Origin of the sequence: Parabacteroides chinchillae (assembly GCF_900108035.1) — a bacterium.
In the GTDB taxonomy this organism is placed as follows: Bacteria; Bacteroidota; Bacteroidia; order Bacteroidales; family Tannerellaceae; genus Parabacteroides; species Parabacteroides chinchillae.
The window spans coordinates 16338-36913 of record NZ_FNVS01000018.1; the positions used below are offsets into that span (position 1 = coordinate 16338).

The window sequence follows — 20576 nt, forward strand, 5'->3', positions numbered from 1 at the left end:
TCTTCCCTAGTCGGAGACTCTTAACCAAATCACCTGATTACCAGGTTATAAATACTATTTAAGCTCAACTTCAGCTCCAGCTTCTTCTAAGCTCTTTTTCAATGCTTCAGCATCAGCCTTAGCTACACCTTCTTTAACGTTGCTAGGAGCGCCATCAACTAAATCTTTAGCTTCCTTCAAGCCCAGACCAGTTAATTCTTTTACTAACTTAACGATAGCCAGCTTATTAGCACCAGCGGCTTTCAATACAACATCGAAAGAAGTTTTTTCTTCTGCAGCGGCAGCAGCACCACCAGCAGCAGGACCTGCAACAGCAACAGCTGCAGCAGCAGGTTCGATACCGTATTCTTCTTTAAGGATAGTTGCCAGTTCACTTACTTCTTTAACGGTCAAGTTCACTAATTGTTCTGCAAAAGCTTTCAAATCTGCCATTTTTGTATGATTTAAATGATTATTATCTGTATAAAATTAATTTATTATCTTTCTTCCAGAGTCTTCAACAGACCATGGATAGTTTGTCCTGATGACTGTAGAGCGGAAATAACATTCTTTGCAGGTGATTCCAACAATGCAATAACATCTGCAATAAGTTCATTTTTACTCTTGATATTTACTAATGTTTCAAGGTTTTCGCCACCAATATAGAAGCTTTCCTGAACATAGGCAGCCTTCAATTCCGGTTTTGTTGTTTCACCTTTTTTAGCACCTTTAGTAAATTCTTTAATCAGACGAGCAGGAGCATTAGCTGTCTGTGAAAACATTACAGCTGTATTGCCTTTTAAAGCAACCTGCAACGGAGAAAAATCACCGCCAACATTTTCAAGTGCTTTCTTAAGCAAGTTGTTCTTAACAACAACCAACTTTACATCTTGCTTGAAACATTCTCTTCTCAATTTGCTGGTTTTCTCAGCATCCAGTGCCTCGATATCAGTCAAATAAAAGTTAGGATATTCCTTTACAGTTTCTGTAAGCTGGCTTATTACTATGCCTTTATCTTCCTTTTTCATTGTGCAATAATTTTAATTAGTTTTCTTCAACTGATTTCGGGTCAATTTTAATACCCGCGCTCATTGTACTTGAAAGATAAATGCTCTTTATATACGTACCTTTAGCTGCAGACGGTTTCAACTTAAGCAAAGTTGAAATAAATTCCTTAGCGTTATCACGAATCTGGTCAGCATTGAAAGATACCTTACCAATTGATGTGTGAACGATTCCGGCTTTGTCTACCTTAAAGTCGATCTTACCTTGTTTAACTTCTTTCACTGCATTACCTACTTCATTGGTAACAGTACCACTTTTTGGATTTGGCATCAAACCACGAGGGCCTAAAACTCTACCCAAAGCACCGATTTTACCCATGATAGAAGGCATAGTAATGATAACGTCAATATCAGTCCAACCGCCTTTAATCTTTTCAATATATTCATCTAATCCAACAAAGTCAGCTCCTGCAGCAGTAGCCTCAGCTTCTTTGTCCGGTGTACATAATGCGAGAACCCTAACCTGCTTTCCAGTTCCGTGAGGTAATGAAACCACACCTCTTACCATTTGATTTGCCTTACGAGGGTCAACACCTAAACGAACGTCAACATCTACAGATGCATCAAACTTAGTCGTAGTAATTTCTTTTACTAAAGCTGAAGCTTCTTTTAATGTATATGCTTTCCCAGCTTCAATCTTGCCCAAAGCCAACTTTTGATTTTTTGTAAGTTTACTCATCTCAATTGAAGTTTATTAATTATTACCCGGGAATGTCCCTTTAACAGTTATACCCATACTTCTGGCAGTACCTGCAACCATTTTCATGGCTGAGTCAACAGTAAAGCAGTTTAAATCGACCAACTTGTCTTCAGCGATAGCTTTAACCTGATCCCAAGTGATTTCTGCAATTTTCTTACGATTAGGTTCTGCAGAACCACTTTTTGCCTTAGTAGCTTCAAGCAATTGAATAGCTACAGGAGGGGTTTTGACAATAAAGTCGAAAGACTTATCGGCATAATAAGTAATTATAACAGGTAATATCTTACCAGCCTTGTCTTGGGTCTTGGCATTAAATTGCTTGCAAAACTCCATAATATTAATACCCTTAGAACCCAAAGCAGGTCCTACTGGGGGAGAAGGGTTTGCTGCTCCTCCTTTAATCTGCAATTTGATTTGTCCAGCAACTTCTTTAGCCATTTTTCTAAAATTTAGATATATAACATCAAAAACAGAAAGCCCCGTACTTTTCGTAACAAAAGCACTTACTCTTTCTCAACTTGCATATAACCCAACTCAAGCGGTGTTTTACGTCCGAAGACCTTAACCATTACTTTGAGTTTCTTTTTCTCAGCATTTACCTCTTCGATCACACCCGTAAAACCATTAAATGGTCCAAAGGTGATTTTCACATTCTCTCCAACAAAAAATTGAATATCCAGTTCTTCCTGCTGTTCCTGCAATTCATCAACCGTACCTAAAATACGATTTACTTCTGCCGGACGCAAAGGCACGGGATTATCCGAACCTCCTAAAAATCCAATCACATTGGGAATGTTTCGCAATCGATGAGCTACTTCACCCACCAAAGCTGCCTCTACAAGTACATAACCCGGCAAATAGGCTCTTTCTTTCATAACCTTTTTACCATTACGCACAGTAAACGTTTTTTCGGTAGGAATCAAAACTTGTGAAACATACTCTCCTAAGTCTGTATTCTTCAACTCAGCTTCTAGATATTCTCTAACCTTATTCTCTTTACCACTTATGGCGCGAAGAACATAAAATTTCTTTTGGATATCAGACATATCAAAAACCGATTAAAAAATTTTCTCGTAGAAGAAACGCATCACGCTTTCAAAACCTAAGTCTACAACAAAGATTACTGCTGCGATTATAAGGGAAGCAAACATAACAACCACAGCACTATTGGAAAGCTCTGTTCTAGTAGGCCAAGAAACTTTATAAACAAGTTCGTTATAAGATTCCTTAATATAAGTAATTATCTTTTTCATCGAATCTATAGATTTTAGCACGGAAGGAGAGGCTCGAACTCCCGACACCTGGTTTTGGAGACCAGTGCTCTACCAACTGAGCTACTTCCGTAAAATAGCCAACCTCTCAACAAGGCTGGCTACATATTTATGTATATTGAATTAGTTTTCTAATTCTGTGATCTGACCTGCACCTACTGTACGTCCACCTTCACGAATAGCGAAACGAAGACCTACATTACAAGCTACCGGGTAAATCAGTTCAACGTCAATTGTTACGTTATCACCAGGCATTACCATTTCTGTTCCTTCAGGAAGAGTGATTTCACCTGTTACGTCCAATGTACGGATATAGAACTGAGGACGGTATTTGTTGTGGAACGGAGTATGACGGCCACCTTCTTCTTTCTTCAAGATATAAACTTCAGCCTTGAATCTAGAATGTTCTTTAACCTTACCCGGATGGCAGATTACCATACCACGTTTGATTTCGTTTTTGTCAATACCACGAAGCAACAGACCTACATTGTCACCGGCTTCACCCTGATCCAACAACTTACGGAACATTTCAACACCTGTAACAACAGATTTCTTTCCGTCAGCACCCAGACCAATGATCTGAACTTCTTCACCAACTTTTACAATACCTGCTTCGATACGACCTGTTGCAACTGTACCACGACCAGTAATAGAGAACACGTCTTCAACCGGCATCAAGAAAGGTTTATCGACATCACGCGGAGGCAGAGGAATCCAAGTATCTACTGCATCCATCAATTCCATAACCTTGTCTTCCCATTTCGGTTCACCATTCAATGCACCAAGAGCAGAACCACGGATAAACGGAGTGTTGTCACCATCAAACTGGTAGAAAGAAAGTAATTCTCTCATTTCCATTTCAACCAATTCCAACATTTCTTCGTCGTCAACCATGTCGCATTTGTTCATAAACACAACCAATCTCGGTACGTTTACCTGACGAGCCAACAAGATGTGTTCACGAGTCTGAGGCATAGGACCATCAGTAGCAGCAACTACAATGATAGCACCGTCCATCTGAGCAGCACCAGTTACCATGTTCTTTACGTAGTCGGCGTGACCCGGACAGTCTACGTGAGCATAGTGACGGTTTGCAGTCTGATACTCTACGTGAGAAGTGTTGATAGTGATACCTCTTTCTTTTTCTTCAGGAGCGTTATCGATAGAATCGAATGAACGCAATTCTGAAAGACCTCTCTTTGCCAATACTGTTGTAATTGCAGCTGTCAAAGTTGTTTTACCGTGGTCAACGTGACCAATCGTACCAATGTTCACATGTGGTTTCGATCTGTCAAATTTCTCTTTTGCCATAACTTAATTGTTCTTTATTTGATTAATGATCATGTTCTAAAAAATACCAATGAGCCGGTGCCGAGACTTGAACTCGGGACCTCTTCCTTACCAAGGAAGTGCTCTACCGCTGAGCTACACAGGCAATAAGAGCGGAAGACGGGACTCAAACCCGCGACCCTCAGCTTGGAAGGCTAATGCTCTATCAACTGAGCTACTTCCGCAATTTACTCTCAACATTAAACCAACCGGCCTGGCGGCATGTTCTATATCTCAAGTGTGGGCAGTGATGGATTCGAACCACCGAAGGCGAAAGCCAGCTGAGTTACAGTCAGCCCCATTTGGCCACTCTGGTAACTGCCCAAGCAGTTGACAGTTGACAGATAAAAAACAGGAAAGCGACATAAACTGCCAACTGTCAACTTTCCACCGTCAACCCTTTTGAGCCTCTTGTCGGATTCGAACCAACGACCCCGAGATTACAAATCACGTGCTCTGGCCAACTGAGCTAAAGAGGCGATAGAAACTTCTAAAAGAAGCCGTTCCGTCATGATGGCGAAACGGCTGCAAATTTAGATATTATTTCTTACATACCAAATTTATCTACCGTTTTTTTTATTTGGCTCTGATTTTTTCTTTGAATTTAATCAATTGCTTTTCTAATGCTTCAACACATTCATCAACAGATGCTTCAAAAGTATCTGTTACTTTTTCCGCAAAGCAATCTCCATTTTTGATTTTCAGCAAAATGCCTACCTGTTTATTATTGGCACTTTCAGGTTTCACAACCTTCAGAGTAACTTCAGCTAATATAATGCCGTCAAAATATTGTTCCAACTTAGACACTTTCTTCTGAATAAACGCCTCAAGCTGTACTGTTGCATCAAAATGGATAGCATGAATTCTAATTTCCATAATTACCTCCTTCTTTTTTTGCTCTGGGATGAGCATGATACACTTTTTTTAATTCCTCAAAGGTTGTATGCGTATAAACACTGGTTGAAGCCAAACTGCTATGTCCGAGTAATTCTTTCACAGCATTCAACTCCGCTCCATTATTTAACATACTGGTTGCAAATGAATGTCTCAATACGTGCGGGCTACATTTTGCCAATGTCGGGATTTCCGACAGCATCTTCTTTACTATATTGTATACAATACCTGTAGAAAGCTGCGTTCCATTCTTTCTTACAAAGAACCATTCACATTGTATGCCAACTTCACGATTTCGAACTTCAGTGTATGCAAGCATTAAGTTTTTTAAACCTTCTGCAAAAGGGATCAACCGCTGTTTATTACGCTTACCGGTAACTTTTAATTGCATCGCATCGAAATCCACATCCGAATTTTTAATTCCGATCAATTCCGAGCGCCGTATTCCGGTATCATAAAATAATTCCAGCATCAAACGATTCCTTATACCTTCAAAATCCTCATCAAACCCATCACCATCCAACAGTATATCCATTTCTCCTTCCTTTACAAAATAGGGTAATGGTTTCTTTGTTTTAGGCCCGGTTACTAACCGAAGCGGATTTACAGAAACAATTCTCTGTTTCATGAGAAACTTAAAAAAAGATTTCAAAGAACTCAATTTGCGATTTACCGACACGGGAGAAATCTTTTCATCCAATAAATAGACTATCCAACTTCTCACTATATCCGAATCAATAAGACCGGGACTAAATACACCTTCCAGACGATCCTTTACATACTCTTCAAATTGACTTAAATCTTTCGAGTAAGCATCAACCGTATAATCGGAATAATTCCTTTCATACCGCAGATAAGTTAAAAAATCATCTATCAGTTCGTCCACGTTGCATCAACTTTTATGCAACGAAAATAGGAATAAGAATTCAATAAAACAAGCCTGGCTCTATATTTATTCTTCTACTTGCTGCAAATGCTGAACGTATATTGCACGCATAGTTTGTTTTCTTTTTGCAACTGAAGGTTTTTCAAAAGCCTGACGACTTCTCAATTCTTTTACAATACCAGTCTTTTCAAACTTTCTTTTGAACTTTTTCAACGCTTTTTCAATGTTCTCGCCTTCTTTCAATGGAACTACGATCATAATTTTTAATGTATTATATTGTTTATTACTATATCCACAAATTGGGCAGCAAAATTACAGATAGTTTCGTTATTACCAAAACTTTCCGTAAAATATTTTCTACCATACCCCCTTTTCCGTAATAATAGCCGTTATCAGCTCACGAGGTGTGACATCAAATGCAGGATTATAAACTTTCACTTTTTCTGGCGCCATTCGTCTATTATACCACATATCGGTAACCTCTTCCGGATGCCGTTCTTCTATCACAATAGATTTTCCGTCGGGACACTGCATATCAATTGTTGATGTAGGCCCTAATACATAAAAAGGAATTCCATAATAACGAGCTAATACGGCAACACCAGAAGTTCCGATCTTATTTGCAACATCTCCGTTAGCCGCTATACGGTCGCATCCCACAAGCACTGCCTGCACCCACCCTTTTTGCATTACACTTGAAACCATATTATCGCAAATAAGAGTAACATCCACGCCTGCACGCTGCAGTTCATAAGTAGTTAACCGGGCTCCTTGTAACAGCGGACGTGTTTCATCTGCAAATACTTTAAAACCAAATCCTCTCTCCTGTCCTAAATAAACAGGGGCTAAAGCCGTTCCATACTCCGAAACTGCCAAATGCCCGGCATTACAATGCGTCAATACTCCCATACCCGGACGAAGTAAAGCCAAACCATTCTCTCCAATTTGACGACAAGCGGTTGCATCTTCTTCACGAATGGCAAGAGCTTCTTTCAACAACTCTTGTTTAATTTGCGGTACACTTTTCTCTTTATTCAATAAAATTCGCCGTTCCATCCTATCCAAAGCCGCTACTAAATTTACGGCAGTTGGACGAGCACCTGACAAAAAAACTTTTATCCTGCAAAATTCATTATAAAATTGCTCAAAAGAAGATGTTTTTATTTTACTACTACATATATAAATACCGTACGCAGCAGCAATACCTATTGCGGGAGCCCCCCTTACTTTCAGTTTAAATATTGCATCCCAAATATCCTGTTCTGTAAACAACGAGACATATATTTCTTTTTCAGGCAACAAGGTTTGATCCAAAATTACAACGGCATCTTTTGTTTCATTCAGACATACGGTTTTTAAACCGGCAAGCTCTTTTATCATATATATCTTCCTTAAAATTCAATATTAAAACTTTCATCACCCGGTCCTAATGCTACTCCGACCACTACACTTGCAACTCCCAGAGCCACCGCCCCAACAGCTATTCCAACACCCGCCCCTTTTACTTTCCGGGCATAAGAAAAGTCTCCGGATAACTGCTGTTGCTCGCTAAAATCCGATGGAGGGACATTGCCTGCTTTTATTAATTTTGAAATATAAAAATTACGTTCAAAAAACATATACTTACGTTGTTTGCCATTATGATCATCAGTATATAACGTAAGATAACTTCTAAAACACAACGGAGAATCACTTTCCGTAAACTCTTTTGTACGAACCGAAACCACGCTTAAATCATTAGTCGTAATATTTTCTTTAACATACTCTTCCTTGAGTATTTTATCAAAAGGAATACCTGGCAGATTCAGAGGTATATTTTCAATTTTCGATTTTGGAGGAATAAAGTCTACACCTTTGGGTAAAAACACAGATCCCGCAAAAGAGCCTCGGGAAGTAGCTACATTTTCTGTTATCCTACTATTCCATCTATATGATTCGCCATGGGAGACCGACTCTGTCTCTCCTTCTACCAACACCTTTTTATCTTGATAAACCGTAGCTATATCATCTATAATCAAAGCCGAACGTGTCCAGTCGACAAACAAAGGTTCATCCAGTTTATTATAAATAATGATAGATACCGGTGCATTCTCTCCATTAAAAGAATAAGAAACAACTACCGTATCCGTTTCTTGCACAAAATCTCCCAGATCGCTTCTTATACCAACACGATCATTTGAACTCAATATCGAATAGTAATAAGAAGAACAACCGCTTAAACTCAACAACAATACGACTGCAACAAAAAAGAAAAGCTTATTCTTCATAATACTAAAACTTTATAGTGTACACAAAAATAAGTAATTATAAATAAATGACAAACAGAAAAAGACATTCATTATAATCATCGGGATCTTTTTACAAATTCATCCCGATGATTTTCTAAAAAGATCCCGATGATTTCAAAAACGGTCAAAATATAAAAAAAGCTCTCTGCTAATTTATCCGTTTAGTTATTAAATTATTTTCTCAAATTTTAGTTCATAAATAAAAAACATTATATTTGTCATTTCTGATACTATAAAATATCTCATATTCATAAAAATCATTTCTTAAATTAAACAACATGAAAAGACGTAATTTTTTGGCACTAGCAGCTATCGCCGGAGGCAGTAAATTTCTCTTTCCATATTCGGCTTTTGCCAACACAGGAAAAGGGCAGATTCCAGGCATAAAAGATAGTCTATCCAACCAATTAGAAGCCGATATCATCATTTTAGGTGGTGGTATGGGAGGATGTGCAACCGCTCTTGCAGCTTGCCGTAACGGATTGAATGTAATAATGACCGAAGAAACCGACTGGATCGGGGGGCAAGCTTCACAGCAAGGTGTTCCACCAGATGAACACCCGTGGATAGAAACGCACGGGGCACCTGCCACCTACCGGGAATATAGAACTAGGGTCATGGATTATTACAAGCGCAACTATCCATTGACAGATGAAGCCCGCAACCGGAAATTCTTAAATCCCGGAGACGGTTCCGTTTCCCGCATTTGCCATGAACCTAAAGTTACAGTTGCCGTTTTAACAGAAATGCTAGCTCCATACATGAGTAACGGCAAACTCATTATATTGACAGACTATAAAGTAAAAAAAGCAGATGTCAACGGCGACAATGTAAAAGCAGTACAAGTTTATAATAAAAAAGAAGGCCGTACTCTTACCCTGATTGCCCCTTATTTCGTAGATGCTACCGAATGTGGAGATTTGTTGCCCTTAACAGGAACCGAATATGTAACAGGAACCGAATCGAAAGCGCAGACAAATGAACTTCACGCTTCCGATAAAGCTCGTCCAGGAAATAATCAAGCATTTACAGTTTGTTTCGCAATGGATTATGTTCCGGGAGCAAATCTGGTAATTGATAGGCCAAAAAATTACGACCATTGGAGCAACTATGTCCCCAACTTGACTCCGGCATGGTCAGGGAAATTACTCAGCCTTGCTTATTCGGACCCACGTACCCTGAAACCCAAAACACTGGGATTCCAACCCGAAGGTGAGCCAACCGGCGACGTTTTGAATTTATGGAACTATCGTAAAATAATCAACCGCCATAACTTCACTCCTGGTACTTATCAGGGAGATATAACGATGGTAAACTGGCCTCAGCAAGACTACATGCAGGGCAACCTGATTGATGTATCGGAGGATGAATTTGAAAAACATGTCAACGCCGCAAAGGAAATGAACAGATGTTTCTTCTACTGGCTACAAACAGAAGCACCCCGTCCTGACGGAGGAACAGGATGGGCTGGTCTGCGTTTGAGAGGAGATGTTATGGGAACAGAGGATGGTATGGCCAAATATCCGTACATCCGCGAAGCCAGACGTATCAAATCGGAATTTACAATTCTTGAAGAACATGTAGGTGCAGAAAACCGGGTACTAGTTGCCGGGAAAACAGCAGGCAAGAAAGCGGCCGATTTCTACGATAGCGTAGGTTTAGGATATTATCACATAGACTTGCATCCAAGCAACGAAGGAGACAATTACATAGACTTTGCATCTCTTCCTTACCAGATTCCATTAGGAGCATTGTTGCCTCAACGAATGAACAATCTGTTACCGGCAAACAAAAATATAGGAACAACACATATCACAAACGGTTGTTATCGTGAACATCCAACGGAATGGGGTATCGGCGAAGCTGTAGGTATGCTTATTACATACGCAAAAGCAAAAAAAGTTCCACCTCGCGCAGTCAGAGAACGCAAAGAGTTATTGGAAGATTTCCAGAAATGGATACGTACGCAAGGGCTGGAAACTCATTGGCCTGCTTAAGTATTGCCCGAATAGAAATAAAACAATCATTCATAATTCCATGCTGTTGAAACCGGAATGTTTCACCGGCATGGAATATAATGGAATACTTTATAAATTATATAAATCACAAAACAATCGGAAACCATGCATTGTATTATAAACATACTATTTAGTCTGTTTCTGGTGATGCCATTCAATTATTTATACAGTCAGAGCTTTACCGAAATTATTAACCGGGGAATACCCGGCAATAGTTCCGGCCAATTGTTAGAGCGCATACACAAAGACGTTATTAACGAACAACCGGATATGGTAATTATCCTCGTCGGAACGAACGACCTGTTAAATACGCAAAAACTTGTATCCGTTGAAACATTTAAACAGAATATCAATCTATTAACAGATTCATGTATAGAACATCATATCCCTGTTGTATTAGTAAGTCCGCCTACGGTAGACCCTATTTATTTATACCAACGGCACGACTCGGTAAAGTTCGGTATTTCTCCGATCAAAAAACTGGAACAAGGAAGAGATGCCATGAAACAAGTCTGCAAGGAAAAAAACATTCCTTTTGTCGATCTGCTGAGTTTTCTTCAATATCTGAATATTCCCCGGCATAACTCGGACGACATTATTATAAACTTAAAAAACAGTAACGCCGTAGATGGCGTTCATTTCACAAAGAAAGGAAACGAACTACTGGCAAACTACATCTATTGTCATTTACTAGCCATCTTCGATCTATCCAAAATAAAAAAGATTGTCTGCTTTGGCGATTCCATTACAAACGGCGTTTACATGGAAGGTGCCGGGACAAGCGAAGGCGATACATACCCTGCCGTACTGAAACGTTTAATCAATTACCCGTATAACAGAGAATAAGTACTGTTTTCTTTTGATTATTATTTTGATTAACTTTGCGAATAGTAATGTTGACAAAATACACAATACGATGAAAACAAATATTCCCGAACGTATTGCCGCCCTGCGCGAAGCAATGAAGCAGCATAGGATGGATGCCTACATCATCCCCAGTTCAGACCCGCACCTCAGTGAATATCCGGCAAGCCACTGGAAATCACGCGAATGGATTTCCGGTTTTGATGGTTCGGCCGGTACAGTAGTAATTACCGCTGATAAAGCCGGTTTATGGACAGATTCGCGGTATTTCCTGCAAGCGGCCAAACAACTGGAAGGTTCCGGTATTGAACTTTATAAAATGGCTTTACCTGAAACCCCTTCTATCCCTGACTTTTTATTACATAAACTGCACGAAGGGCAAACTGTCGGATTGGACGGTAAAACCTATAGTGTTACCGATGCGCGCACACTCGAAAGTAAACTCAAACGGAAACAAATCAGATTGGATGTTTCGTCCGACCTGATAAACGAAATATGGAAAGACCGCCCGGCTATACCTGCTAATCCATTATTTGAAATGCCCGAAGAACTTAGTGGCAAATCAGTACACGAGAAACTAGATGAAATATGCGACTGTCTACACGCAAACGGAGCGGACGGTATCATCCTTGCTGCTCTTGACGAAATAGCCTGGACATTTAATATTCGTGGAACAGATGTAGAATACAACCCGGTTGTTGTGAGTTATGCATTCGTATCCGACAAAGAAAACGTACTGTTTATTGACCCACGAAAACTGACAACTGAAACAGTCGAACATCTTAAAAAAGAAGGTGTCATATTAGCTGACTATAACAAAATACAATCATACCTTATTCACCTGGCAAAAAACAGCCGTATATTCGTGGACACGAACAAGACTAATGTTGCCCTGTTCAACGCAATTCCTTCCGAATGTACCATTATAGAAGGCATATCGCCTGCCAATCATCTGAAAAGTGTCAAAAACGAAACGGAGTTAAAAGGATTCCGCAACGCAATGGAGAAAGACGGCGTAGCCTTAACCCGTTTCTTTATCTGGCTGGAGAAAGAAATGGAGGCGGGGCACAAAGTAACAGAGATGAGCGCTGCAAAAAAACTAACATCCCTTCGGTCGGAACAATCGCAATATATCATGGACAGTTTTGCTACCATCTGCGGATATGCCGCTCACGGTGCCATCGTACACTATGAAGCAACTCCGGATACAGATACAGAACTGAAGCCCGAAAACCTCTTGCTTATAGACTCCGGTGCCCAGTACCTGGACGGTACAACCGACATTACCCGTACGATTGCACTCGGAGAACTTTCGGAAGCCATGAAAAAAGATTACACCCGTGTGCTGAAAGGTACAATCAGCTTGGCTAAATCAAAATTTCCTGCCGGGACACGCGGTTCTCAATTGGACATACTTGCACGCAAAGCATTGTGGGACTCCGGTCTGAACTATCTGCATGGTACCGGACATGGCATCGGGCATTGCCTTAATGTACACGAAGGCCCGCAAAGCATCCGTATGGAAGAAAATCCTGTTCCACTCAAACCGGGCATGGTTATAAGTGATGAACCGGGGCTTTATCGTACCGATGAATATGGCATCCGAATCGAAAACCTGATTACCGTACGCGAAGACAGCGAAACAGAATTCGGCACATTCCTCGGCTTCGATACACTCACCCTCTGTCCTATCGATACCCGGCCGATCCTTATTCCAATGCTTTCCGTACGCGAACGCACCTGGTTGAATAAGTATCATCAGATGGTATATGACAAACTAAGCCCTTATCTGAACGAAACAGAAAAAGAATGGTTAAAGAATAAAACAACAGAAATCTAAATGGCATTAATTAAATCCGTACGTGGCTTTACCCCAAAAATCGGTAAAGACACATTTCTTGCAGACAACGCCACAATAGTTGGCGATGTAGAGATTGGCGAAGGTTGCAGTATATGGTTTGGAGCTATACTGCGTGGCGATGTAAATTCCATCCGTATCGGCAATGGAGTGAACATACAAGACGGTTCCGTATTGCATACTTTATACGAAAAATCGACCATCGAGATTGGTGATGATGTATCGGTAGGCCATAACGTAACAATTCATGGAGCAAAGATATGCAACGGCGCTCTTATCGGAATGGGTTCGGTTGTGCTAGACCATGCCGTAATAGGCGAAGGTGCTATAATAGCTGCCGGATCGGTTGTACTTAGCAAAACGATTGTGGAGCCGGGCAGTATCTATGCCGGTGTTCCTGCCAAGTTCGTAAAAAAGGTCGATCCGGAACAAGCCAAAGAGATCAACCAGAAAATTGCAAAGAATTATCACATGTATTCATCCTGGTATAAAGAAGAGGGGGAAAAGTAAATGAAAAAGGCAGGATGGGCAATACTATTGGTTATCTGTTGTATCGGAGGCTATCTGGCATTGCCCTCCAACTACTACCTGCGGCGCGCAGCCGTTCACCTTTTTCCAAAAATCGACCAATATCCGATTTTCGAGAATCGCATCGTTAAGGCCGGAGCACCCGAACCATGGAAGGTTTCGGAAAATTACAACACACAATCCATACCGGAAAAATACCTCCAGGTCTTCAATGAATTGGGCACAGTAGCTTTTATCATTATTCAAAACGACTCTTTATTGTTTGAACAATACTGGGAGGATTATTCACCCGAATCACACAGCAATTCGTTTTCAATGGCAAAAAGCATTGTATCACTGGCGGTAGGATGTGCTATTGACGATGGTTTCATTCGGAATGTAGACCAGCCGGTAAGCGACTTTATTCCCCAATTCAAAGGGTTTAACGGTAAACAACTTACACTTCGCCATTTATTAACGATGAGTGCCGGAGTCGATTTTCGGGAAGCTTACGCCTCTCCTTTTTCACCTACCACCCAGTTGTATTACGGCAATAATCTGGAAAAGATCGCTTTCGGAATGAAAGAAATTGAAGAACCCGGAAAGTATTTCAATTATCAGAGCGGGGTTACCCAACTTCTGGCATTCATTCTGGAGAAAGCAACGGGTGAAAAACTTTCTTCCTACGTTTCCCGCAAGCTATGGACCCCCATGCATGCCGAAGAAGATGCACTATGGAGCCTTGACAAAAAAGATGGTACGGAAAAAGCATATTGCTGCTTCAACAGTAACGCACGCGACTTTGCCCGCTTCGGACAACTGGTATTAAACAAAGGAAGCTGGGACGACGGGCAACAACTTGTATCACCAGCTTACCTGCAAAAAGCTATTACTCCCGATTCTACCTTATTACTCAATGAAACGGAAGAAACAAACAAGAACTATGGCTTCCAGTTCTGGAATCTTGACTACAACGGAATGCGCATTCCATATATGAGAGGAATCCTGGGGCAATACGTATTTGTGATCCCTGAAAAGAATGCCGTCATTGTACGTCTTGGCCATAAGCGGGATAAAAAATATACATTCCAACACTATCCGGCAGATATAGACACTTGGTTAGGTGCTGCTATGGATATGCTTGATAATAAAAACACAAATAAAAATAAGCACAAATGAAACGAACAATTCTAATTGCGGCTCCTATGGCCGCTCTTATCCTGCTCTCGTGTACGAAGCCGGCATCCAAGACTAAAGAGATTACTTATACACCTCAACCCTCTTTCAATCCGCCAACTTATGTGTGTTATAAAACGCCAACACCTATTAAAGTAGACGGAAAGCTTTCTGCCCAAGAATGGGACGCCGTACCCTGGACTACAGATTTTGTAGATATCGAAGGTGACAAACAACCTAAACCACTCTTTCTAACACGCGCTAAAATGGCATACGACGACAATGGTATGTATTTTGCCGTATTGATGGAAGAGCCTCACGTTTGGGCAAACATAACGGAGCACGATGCCGTAATTTTTAACGATAACGACTTTGAGATTTTCCTCAACCCATCCAACGATACGCATAACTATCTGGAATATGAAGTAAATGCTCTCGGTACCGAATGGGATCTATACCTCACCAAACCTTACCGTGACAATCCGCAAGTATTAAACAACTGGGAACTTGCCGGAATGAAATCGGCAGTTTATGTTGACGGAACATTGAATAATCCGAATGATACCGACAAATCATGGAGTGCAGAAATATTCATTCCCTGGAGCACTATCTATCAGGTAATGCGCGGCAAGGAAAAACCCGAAGCCGGTGAGCAAATACGCGTTAACTTTTCCCGTGTGGAATGGACAACGGACGTACAAAACGGCAAATACGTAAAAGTACCGATCAAAGGTGAAGACAAAATACGCGAATACAACTGGGTATGGGCTCCTACCGGTGTAATCAACATCCATCTTCCCGAATACTGGGGCTATGTACAACTGTCCGACAAAGTTGCCGGTACAGGAGAAACTCCATTTGTAAAGGACCCGGCGGAAGAAACCAAATGGCTTCTGCGTAATTTATATTATCGTCAGAATGAATATGCAGCCACTTTCGGCAATTATGCATCTTCCATTGCTGACCTGAAGCCCGAAGAACTATGTTCTCCCAAACAGGCCAAGCAACTGACATTGCATACAACACCATCTATGTACGAAATATCAGCGCCTGCTCCTGATGGTACAGTATGGCATATCCGCCAGGATGGTTTGGTTTGGAAATAAAAAAAATAATTGTTAACTATTAAATTAGGATATCATGATAAAACACAACTTACTGGCCGGCTTTTTATTGCTGGTTTCATGTAATCAACCTGCTTCTAAAGACAAAGAGATTGAATACAAAGCTATGCCTGCGTATAATCCGCCGGAATATGTATGTTACAAAACACCTGCCCCCATTCAGATCGACGGGAAACTGACTGCCGGAGAATGGGGTTCTATTCCGGCTATTTCCGAATTTGTGGACATAGAAGGAAGCACCCGTTCAGCTCCGAAATTGAAAACAGAGGTAAAGGTTGCTTATGATGAACAGGGTATGTACATCGGGGCATTTCTGGAAGAACCCCACGTATGGGCTACTATTACAAAACACGACTCTATCATCTATCTGGACAATGCCTTCGAACTGTTTATCGAACCAGGAAACAACACACACAACTATTTGGAGTATGAAGTCAACGCACTCGGTACCGAATGGGATCTGTTCCTCACCAAACCCTATCGCGACGGAGCACAAACGCTGAGCAACTGGGAAACAGCAGGCATGAAATCGGCCATACATGTAGATGGTACGCTAAACAATCCGAAAGATATTGATAAATCGTGGAGCCTGGAAATATTCTTCCCATGGAGTTCCATATACCAAATGACACGGGGTAAGGAGAAACCGGAAGCGGGAGATTTGTTACGCATGAACTTCATGCGTGTACAATGGCCGGCTGTAATAAAAGACAATAAATACATAAAGACAGGAAAAGGTGAAAGCTATTGGATTTGGGCTCCGATGGGAATTGTCAGTATCCACCTACCCGAATACTGGGGCTATATACAACTGTCCGATAAAGTTGCCGGAACGGGAGAAACTCCATTTGTAAAGGACCCGGCAGAAGGAACCAAATGGCTTCTGCGTAATTTATATTACCGTCAGAATGAATATGCTACTGCATTTGGAAACTATGCTTCAAATATTGCCGATCTGAAACCGGAAGAATTCTGTACGACAGAACAAACAAGGCAGATTACCTTAAGCACCACCCCGTCCATGTACGAAATCTCAATGCCTGCTCCTGATGGTACAGTATGGCATATCCGTCAGGATGGGTTTATCTGGAAATAAACATTATATATTATGAAAACTACAAAACTATATTTGGCTACTGTAGCCGTAATGCTTTAAAGTAGAATTTATTCCTTCCGTACAATAACGGTAATATAACAAACAAGAATCCGTAGCCCCCGGTTTCACCGGCAAGCTACGGATTCTTTTATTTTAGACAAAAAGATACTCTCTATAAATTATATTTCCGGGATTTGGCTATAAATAGAATCACCACCGTCATTACAATAAGTACATCCAGGACAATCACCGCTTCCTTCAACCCCAATTTAACAAACGTAACTGTTCCTGCTAGCTGACATAATCCTCCTATCGCCATATACTTGCGAGCCAGTTTTCCAGCACCAGCCCAGTCTACATCATCTTCTTTTCTTTTCGGAAAAGAATTATAACGCATAAGTAATCCGGGAAATCTCCCGGCCAGAAAACCTGCAGCTATAAGAATGAAACCCACCAGAAACAAAGGCAAATCTTCCATATATCGTCTCAATAAAGTATTTTTTCAGATATTGGCACAGCATACACTGCCAAATACCACCACACAATAAGTATGTCTCGCCAATAGCTTCTCAAGTTACACAAAACTTTAAACGACTCACATATTACAAATATACTCAGTTATTTTACATCACAAAATGACAAAATCAAGATTTCCAAAGTTTTTCATGTACATTTGTAATCTACTTAATTATATAATCTACAGCAGACATGAAAAATACAAGTTTATGGGTGGCTGCACTGGCGGTAGGCCTTACGCTTACAGCCAACGGACAACAGGCTCCGGGCAGTATTACGCCGCAGATGCTACAGCAGATCAAGCAGGCTTATCAAAACACACCGGCCGATAAGGCTATACGCAATGCGATTGGCAACAACGACATCAACAAGCTGGCAGTAAACGGGGAGAACCGTAACAACTTCGACACATACTTTTCCCATAAGGTGAATAGCAAAGGCATTACCAATCAGAAATCATCGGGTCGTTGCTGGCTTTTCACCGGGCTAAACGTACTACGTGCCGAAGCGATCGACAAGTATGAAATGGGAGATTTCCAGTTTTCACAAAATTATTCCTTCTTTTGGGATCAACTGGAGAAAGCCAACCTCTTTCTGCAAGGCATCATAGACACACGATTGAAACCGATGGACGACAAAATGGTGGAATGGTTGTTCAAGAATCCGATTGGCGATGGTGGACAGTTTACCGGCGTTTCGGATATTCTTACTAAATACGGTGTAGTCCCTGCCGAAGTGATGGCCGAAACTTACAGTAGCGAAAACACCTCGAAAATAAGCAACCTGATCGGATTGAAATTAAAAGAATTTGGCCTTCAATTGCGCGAACTCGCCACAGTGAAAGGCACGACAACGGAAGTTTTGGAAAAAGAGAAAACCAAAATGCTCGGAACTGTCTACCGCATGCTTGTTATCAGCCTGGGCGAACCGCCTGCCACTTTCATCTGGACACGCAAGGATGCGACCGGCAATCCGGTTGAAACAAAAGAGTACACGCCTCTCTCGTTCTATAATGAATATATCGGACACGACCTGAAAAACGACTACGTTATGCTGATGAACGACCCAAGCCGCGAATATTATAAACTATATGAGATAGATTATGACCGACATGCCTACGATGGAAAGAACTGGACGTACGTAAATTTGCCCATCGAAGATATCAAACAGATGGCAATAGCTTCTATCAAAGACAGTACAATGATGTACTTTTCTTGCGACGTAGGTAAGTTCTTTGACCGCGAACGTGGTTTGCTCGATGTAAATTATTATGATTATGGTTCGTTGATGGGAACAACATTCGGCATGGATAAGAAACAACGCATACAGACCTTCTCTAGCGGATCATCGCACGCCATGACGCTGATGGCTGTGGATCTGGACATAAACGGCCAACCGAAAAAGTGGATGGTGGAAAATAGCTGGGGACCTGGCGCCAACGCCGGCCACCTGATCATGACAGACAAATGGTTCGACGAATATATGTTCCGTTTAGTGATAGACAAAAAATACATTACAGACAAGGTAAAAGAGGTAATGAAACAGCAACCTGTACGTCTCCCGGCATGGGATCCGATGTTTGCCGAAGAAAATTAAAACGGAGGGGCTGCCTCAAAAACGCATCATTAAATGCGGATAGCGCAGCCTCCTCTCTTTCAAACATATAGTATATCTAAAAAAAGACATGTCAATCAATTGCGAAAGACATGTCTTTTTTTAGACCAAACGGCTTTTATAACCGGATTAAAATACCTTTTTATCTTTACTTAATTCTTTCAGTATTTTATCCGTAGCTCCGATATTATTCTTTACAAAATCTCCTGCTGCCCGACCGGAAGCATCCAGCACTTCGTGGTAAGTCAAAAGTTCATCCATCTTACCCCTGAAAGCCTTTCCATCCTGAACAGCAAAACCCCCGTTCACAGCAATCAGGTCTCTGGCTTCTTTGAATTTATGATACCGTGGGCCAAACAGTACGGGAACCCCGTATACAGCAGCCTCAAGCGTATTATGAATGCCAGCACCAAACCCGCCGCCTATATAAGCGACATCGCCATACCGATAAATAGACGAAAGAAGCCCGAAGCTATCCACGATAAGACAACATTTATCAGTCAAGTCGTCATCATGTGCTTCTGACAAACGGATAGACGGGCGCTTCAAGAGCGACTCGATATACATCAAATGCTCACGATGAATCTCATGCGGAGCGATGATTAATTTCATTTCAGGGTGTTCGTTAAAGTAAGGTATCAGTATTTCTTCGTCCTGAGGCCACGAGCTGCCTGCGATAAGGGTTATCTGTTTTCCGCCTGTTTTATTTGTTACAAATTTCTCAACCAAAGGGATTTCACGTGCCTGATTACGAACACCCAGCACACGGTCGAAACGCGTATCACCCGCTACTGTAACGTTAGTTATACCGTACCCCTCAAGCAATTTTTGGGAACGCTCGTCTTGTACAAACAGATGGTTAAAGCAACTCAACATCTTACGGTACGGAGAACCATACCATTGAAAAAACAATTGATCCTGACGAAAGATAGCAGAAATAATATAGACTGGTATATTACGACGCTTTAGCTCGTTAAGGTAGTTTCCCCAAAATTCATATTTTATGAATACGGCAACAGCCGGATTTGCCAGATTAATAAATTTCTTGACCCTGTATGGCGTATCAAACGGCAAGTAGCATATAACATCTGCTCCATTATAATTCTTGCGTACTTCATAACCCGAGGGTGAGAAAAAGGTAAGCAGTATTTTATAATCAGGATGTTCTGCCTTAATCTTTTCCATCATAGGCCGACCTTGCTCAAACTCCCCCAGTGAAGAGGCGTGAAACCAGATATACTTGGCATTCCGGTCTATTTTGCTCCTTAATATAGAGTTGGTTTTCCATTGCCCCAAACGCATCATCCTTGCCTTCTTATGAAAAGGAGAAATCAGCGCTACAATGAAAGCATAGAAGTGTATTAATAAACTGTACATAGCATGTCCGGTTCT

22 protein-coding genes and 5 tRNA genes are annotated in these 20576 nt (G+C 41.1%); 8 read left to right on the forward strand and 19 right to left on the reverse strand.

The features are described 5' to 3' along the window. Positions 1–54 precede the first annotated feature (54 nt). The 17 genes from rplL to C4S38_RS13250 all read right to left on the reverse strand — a co-directional run bounded on the left by rplL (position 55) and on the right by C4S38_RS13250 (position 8390). Positions 55–432, reverse strand: a complete 378-nt coding sequence (rplL, locus tag C4S38_RS13170) for a 50S ribosomal protein L7/L12 (RefSeq protein ID WP_099463481.1) — start codon at positions 430–432, stop codon at positions 55–57. A gap of 44 nt (positions 433–476) precedes the next feature. Beyond that, complete coding sequence (rplJ, locus tag C4S38_RS13175) at positions 477–1007, reverse strand: 50S ribosomal protein L10 (protein ID WP_103984085.1); 531 nt, start codon at positions 1005–1007, stop codon at positions 477–479. A gap of 16 nt (positions 1008–1023) precedes the next feature. Next, the gene (gene rplA / locus C4S38_RS13180) at positions 1024–1722 is read right to left on the reverse strand and encodes a 50S ribosomal protein L1 (protein ID WP_099463483.1); all 699 of its coding nucleotides are present in this window, start codon (positions 1720–1722) and stop codon (positions 1024–1026) included. A gap of 15 nt (positions 1723–1737) precedes the next feature. Further along, positions 1738–2181 carry a 50S ribosomal protein L11 gene (rplK, locus tag C4S38_RS13185; RefSeq protein WP_099463484.1) on the reverse strand — a complete coding sequence of 148 codons (444 nt, stop codon included), beginning with the start codon at positions 2179–2181 and terminating at the stop codon, positions 1738–1740. A gap of 65 nt (positions 2182–2246) precedes the next feature. After that, the gene (nusG, locus tag C4S38_RS13190) at positions 2247–2789 is read right to left on the reverse strand and encodes a transcription termination/antitermination protein NusG (RefSeq protein ID WP_103984086.1); all 543 of its coding nucleotides are present in this window, start codon (positions 2787–2789) and stop codon (positions 2247–2249) included. Positions 2790–2801: 12 nt separating this feature from the next. Beyond that, positions 2802–2996 carry a preprotein translocase subunit SecE gene (gene secE / locus C4S38_RS13195; RefSeq protein ID WP_007654183.1) on the reverse strand — a complete coding sequence of 65 codons (195 nt, stop codon included), beginning with the start codon at positions 2994–2996 and terminating at the stop codon, positions 2802–2804. An 18-nt stretch (positions 2997–3014) separates the two neighbouring features. Beyond that, positions 3015–3087 (reverse strand) — tRNA-Trp (locus C4S38_RS13200). A gap of 50 nt (positions 3088–3137) precedes the next feature. Next, positions 3138–4325 (reverse strand): elongation factor Tu, encoded by a 1188-nt coding sequence (gene tuf, locus C4S38_RS13205; RefSeq protein WP_099463486.1) that lies wholly within the window; start codon positions 4323–4325, stop codon positions 3138–3140. 52 nt (positions 4326–4377) lie between these two features. Continuing rightward, a tRNA-Thr gene (locus tag C4S38_RS13210) sits at positions 4378–4449 on the reverse strand. Positions 4450–4455: 6 nt separating this feature from the next. Next, positions 4456–4528 (reverse strand) — tRNA-Gly (locus tag C4S38_RS13215). A gap of 56 nt (positions 4529–4584) precedes the next feature. Next, positions 4585–4667 (reverse strand) — tRNA-Tyr (locus C4S38_RS13220). Positions 4668–4748: 81 nt separating this feature from the next. Continuing rightward, a tRNA-Thr gene (locus tag C4S38_RS13225) sits at positions 4749–4822 on the reverse strand. A 97-nt stretch (positions 4823–4919) separates the two neighbouring features. Continuing rightward, entirely contained in the window at positions 4920–5219 is a 300-nt protein-coding gene (hpf, locus tag C4S38_RS13230) for a ribosome hibernation-promoting factor, HPF/YfiA family (protein WP_099464058.1), read from the reverse strand. After that, complete coding sequence (locus tag C4S38_RS13235; RefSeq protein WP_103984087.1) at positions 5209–6123, reverse strand: tyrosine-type recombinase/integrase; 915 nt, start codon at positions 6121–6123, stop codon at positions 5209–5211. Before C4S38_RS13235 ends, hpf begins: the two co-directional genes overlap by 11 nt. Before the next feature lie 66 nt (positions 6124–6189). Continuing rightward, entirely contained in the window at positions 6190–6381 is a 192-nt protein-coding gene (gene rpsU, locus C4S38_RS13240; RefSeq protein WP_103984088.1) for a 30S ribosomal protein S21, read from the reverse strand. Positions 6382–6480: 99 nt separating this feature from the next. Continuing rightward, positions 6481–7503 (reverse strand): S-methyl-5-thioribose-1-phosphate isomerase, encoded by a 1023-nt coding sequence (mtnA, locus tag C4S38_RS13245; protein WP_103984089.1) that lies wholly within the window; start codon positions 7501–7503, stop codon positions 6481–6483. Positions 7504–7514: 11 nt separating this feature from the next. Next, positions 7515–8390 carry a hypothetical protein gene (locus C4S38_RS13250; protein ID WP_103984090.1) on the reverse strand — a complete coding sequence of 292 codons (876 nt, stop codon included), beginning with the start codon at positions 8388–8390 and terminating at the stop codon, positions 7515–7517. A 299-nt stretch (positions 8391–8689) separates the two neighbouring features. Here C4S38_RS13250 and C4S38_RS13255 point away from each other — a divergent pair, with 299 nt between their 5' ends. The 7 genes from C4S38_RS13255 to C4S38_RS13285 all read left to right on the forward strand — a co-directional run bounded on the left by C4S38_RS13255 (position 8690) and on the right by C4S38_RS13285 (position 17054). Further along, the gene (locus C4S38_RS13255) at positions 8690–10408 is read left to right on the forward strand and encodes an FAD-dependent oxidoreductase (RefSeq protein WP_103984091.1); all 1719 of its coding nucleotides are present in this window, start codon (positions 8690–8692) and stop codon (positions 10406–10408) included. A gap of 126 nt (positions 10409–10534) precedes the next feature. Further along, entirely contained in the window at positions 10535–11275 is a 741-nt protein-coding gene (locus C4S38_RS13260; RefSeq protein WP_103984092.1) for a GDSL-type esterase/lipase family protein, read from the forward strand. A gap of 70 nt (positions 11276–11345) precedes the next feature. Next, positions 11346–13133, forward strand: a complete 1788-nt coding sequence (locus C4S38_RS13265; protein WP_103984093.1) for an aminopeptidase P family protein — start codon at positions 11346–11348, stop codon at positions 13131–13133. Then, the gene (locus C4S38_RS13270) at positions 13134–13661 is read left to right on the forward strand and encodes a gamma carbonic anhydrase family protein (protein ID WP_099463494.1); all 528 of its coding nucleotides are present in this window, start codon (positions 13134–13136) and stop codon (positions 13659–13661) included. Continuing rightward, a complete protein-coding gene (locus C4S38_RS13275) occupies positions 13662–14837 on the forward strand; it encodes a serine hydrolase domain-containing protein (RefSeq protein WP_103984094.1) in 1176 nt (391 codons plus the stop codon). Then, entirely contained in the window at positions 14834–15940 is a 1107-nt protein-coding gene (locus C4S38_RS13280; protein ID WP_103984095.1) for a carbohydrate-binding family 9-like protein, read from the forward strand. The genes C4S38_RS13275 and C4S38_RS13280 overlap by 4 nt, the downstream gene beginning before the upstream one ends. 34 nt (positions 15941–15974) lie before the next feature. Then, positions 15975–17054 carry a carbohydrate-binding family 9-like protein gene (locus tag C4S38_RS13285; protein ID WP_103984096.1) on the forward strand — a complete coding sequence of 360 codons (1080 nt, stop codon included), beginning with the start codon at positions 15975–15977 and terminating at the stop codon, positions 17052–17054. A gap of 172 nt (positions 17055–17226) precedes the next feature. Here C4S38_RS13285 and C4S38_RS13290 read toward each other — a convergent pair whose 3' ends face one another. Continuing rightward, complete coding sequence (locus C4S38_RS13290; RefSeq protein ID WP_158228502.1) at positions 17227–17544, reverse strand: DUF3784 domain-containing protein; 318 nt, start codon at positions 17542–17544, stop codon at positions 17227–17229. A 218-nt stretch (positions 17545–17762) separates the two neighbouring features. Here C4S38_RS13290 and C4S38_RS13295 point away from each other — a divergent pair, with 218 nt between their 5' ends. After that, entirely contained in the window at positions 17763–19166 is a 1404-nt protein-coding gene (locus C4S38_RS13295) for a C1 family peptidase (protein ID WP_103984097.1), read from the forward strand. 147 nt (positions 19167–19313) lie between these two features. Here C4S38_RS13295 and C4S38_RS13300 read toward each other — a convergent pair whose 3' ends face one another. Continuing rightward, on the reverse strand, positions 19314–20561 hold the full coding sequence (locus C4S38_RS13300) for a 3-deoxy-D-manno-octulosonic acid transferase (RefSeq protein WP_103984098.1): 1248 nt from the start codon (positions 20559–20561) through the stop codon (positions 19314–19316). Positions 20562–20576 lie beyond the last annotated feature (15 nt).